The organism is Streptomyces sp. SID1328, assembly GCF_009865595.1.
Classification (GTDB): domain Bacteria; phylum Actinomycetota; class Actinomycetes; order Streptomycetales; family Streptomycetaceae; genus Streptomyces; species Streptomyces griseoluteus.
The window spans coordinates 1-2,031 of record NZ_WWKH01000679.1 but is presented as its reverse complement, the minus strand read 5'-3'; the positions used below and the strand labels follow the sequence as shown (position 1 = coordinate 2,031).

Below are 2,031 nucleotides of genomic sequence, written 5' to 3'. Positions count from 1 at the left end.
CGGCGCCCCGGGCGCAGCGGGCGCCGGACGCCGAGCGGACCACCGACCCGGACGAGGCGACGGTGGCCGCGGCCGTGCTCACGGTGGCCGGGGTGACCCGGCTGACGGCGGCCTTCGGCGACCGGGGCCACGCGGTCCGGGTCCAGCGGCGCGAGTCGGACGCGGCCCTCCCGCACCGGCATGTGTACGTGGAGTTCGCCACGGACTCCGCGCACCGGGCCACCGAGGTGGCCCAGCGGGTGCGCGCGGCGGTACGGGACACGCTGGAGGACCGCCCGACGGTGGCGGTCCTGGTGACCGGCGTGGAGTGAGAGCGGGCCGGGGTCAGTCCCCGATGCCGGCGAGGTCCCGCAGACGGCGGGCCTGGGCGGCCCGCTCGGCGACGACCTGCTCGTCGAAGGAGAGGCCGACGGCACCGCGCAGCAGCGCCTTGGTCTCCACCACGGCGTCGCGCGGCGCGGCCAGTACCGCGGAGGCGAGGTCGGTGACGGCGCCGTCGAGTTCGGCGGCGGGCACGGCGACGCTGGCCAGGCCGGAGACGACCGCCTCCTCCGCGTGCACGAAGCGGCCGGTCACACAGATCTCCAGCGCGCGGGCGTAGCCGACGAGGCCGACCAGCGGGTGGGTGCCGGTGAGGTCGGGGACCAGACCGAGGCTGGTCTCGCGCATCGCGAACTGCACGTCCTCGGCGACGACGCGCAGGTCACAGGCGAGGGCCAGCTGGAAGCCGGCCCCGATGGCGTGTCCCTGCACGGCGGCGATGGACACGATGTCGTTGCGCCGCCACCAGGTGAACGCCTCCTGGAACGCGGCGATGGCGGAGTCGACCCCGGCGTCGTCACGGCGCGCGAGATCGATGAAGCTCGGCTCGCCCTCGATCCCCTCCGGCGTGAACATCTGACGGTCCAGCCCGGCGGAGAAGGACTTGCCCTCGCCCCGCAGCACGACCACGCGGACGGAGCCCGGCAGCGCCCGGCCCGCCTCGGCCAGCGCCCGCCACAGAGCGGGGCTCTGCGCGTTGCGCTTGGCGGGGTTGGTCAGGGTCACCGTGGCGAGCGCGTCGTCCACGGTGAGCCGTACGCCGTCCTTGTCGAGTACAGGAGCGAGATCCTGGTCGGGCGAAGCCATGGGGCGCCTCCGGTGGGTGCGGTCATCGCGCGGAGCCGTACGGCACCGCGAAGTGACTGCACAGTAACCACCCGGACGATCAGGGGACCGACCGGGTGGCCACCATCGAAGCCGATGGGCCGCCCGGAATCAGGACGACGCGGCCTTCTTGCCCCGCGTCGCACCGCCACGCCCACGAAGCGTGACGCCCGACTCGCTGAGCATCCGGTGCACAAAGCCATACGAGCGACCGGTTTCCTCGGCCAGCGCCCGGATGCTCGCACCGGAGTCGTACTTTTTCTTCAGGTCTGCCGCGAGCTTGTCGCGCGCGGCGCCGGTAACCCGGCTGCCCTTCTTCAGAGTCTCGGCCACCCGGTCCTCCTCATGGGAAGTGCGCTCTGGTCTTCTCATGATCACCCCTTCTCGTCGGGTTGGCCACCCATTCGGCAAGGTCCGTGAGACGAGGTTGTGACGACAGGAGCGGGTCCGCACATACGGAATCGGCGATTCCGAAGCGGCGCGCGCGTACCGCCGAACGGGTGGAAACGGGAAGTGCCAGGTCAGCGACGCGAGACGGCCGGTCCCCCGGTATCGCTCGGGTACGGGGGGACCGGCCGCAAAATCCGTGTAGGACACACCTCGGTATGAGGAGATCTCACTCAGATGGTGGATCACCGCTGGGCCGAATGATCGGGCCGAATGATCGCGCCGTGGTCAGGCGAGGGCCACCAGGTCGGCGTAACCGGAACCCCACAGGTCCTCCACGCCGTCCGGGAGCAGGATGATCCGCTCCGGCTGGAGCGCCTCGACGGCGCCCTCGTCGTGGGTCACCAGCACCACGGCGCCCTTGTAGGTGCGCAGCGCGCCGAGGATCTCCTCGCGGCTGGCGGGGTCGAGGTTGTTGGTGGGCTCGTCCAGCAGCAG

The 2,031-nt window shown here is 71.9% G+C and carries 2 protein-coding genes and 2 pseudogenes; 1 reads left to right on the top strand and 3 read right to left on the bottom strand.

Annotated features, from left to right (window positions below):
• A pseudogene (locus GT030_RS21840) lies at positions 1–311 on the top strand (nucleopolyhedrovirus P10 family protein); the annotation flags it as partial.
• A 13-nt stretch (positions 312–324) separates the two neighbouring features.
• Here GT030_RS21840 and GT030_RS21835 read toward each other — a convergent pair.
• The 3 genes and pseudogenes from GT030_RS21835 to GT030_RS21825 form a co-directional block, all read right to left on the bottom strand.
• On the bottom strand, positions 325–1,128 hold the full coding sequence (locus tag GT030_RS21835) for an enoyl-CoA hydratase/isomerase family protein (protein WP_161202552.1): 804 nt from the start codon (positions 1,126–1,128) through the stop codon (positions 325–327).
• 129 nt (positions 1,129–1,257) lie between these two features.
• Entirely contained in the window at positions 1,258–1,479 is a 222-nt protein-coding gene (locus GT030_RS21830; RefSeq protein WP_004002281.1) for a helix-turn-helix domain-containing protein, read from the bottom strand.
• 342 nt (positions 1,480–1,821) lie between these two features.
• Positions 1,822–2,031, bottom strand: a pseudogene (locus GT030_RS21825) (ABC transporter ATP-binding protein); the annotation flags it as partial.

What these genes read in the sequence shown, in the direction of transcription:
- GT030_RS21835 (WP_161202552.1), bottom strand. Translation starts at nt 1,128, where the DNA reads ATGGCTTCGCCCGACCAGGATCTCGCTCCTGTACTCGACAAGGACGGC.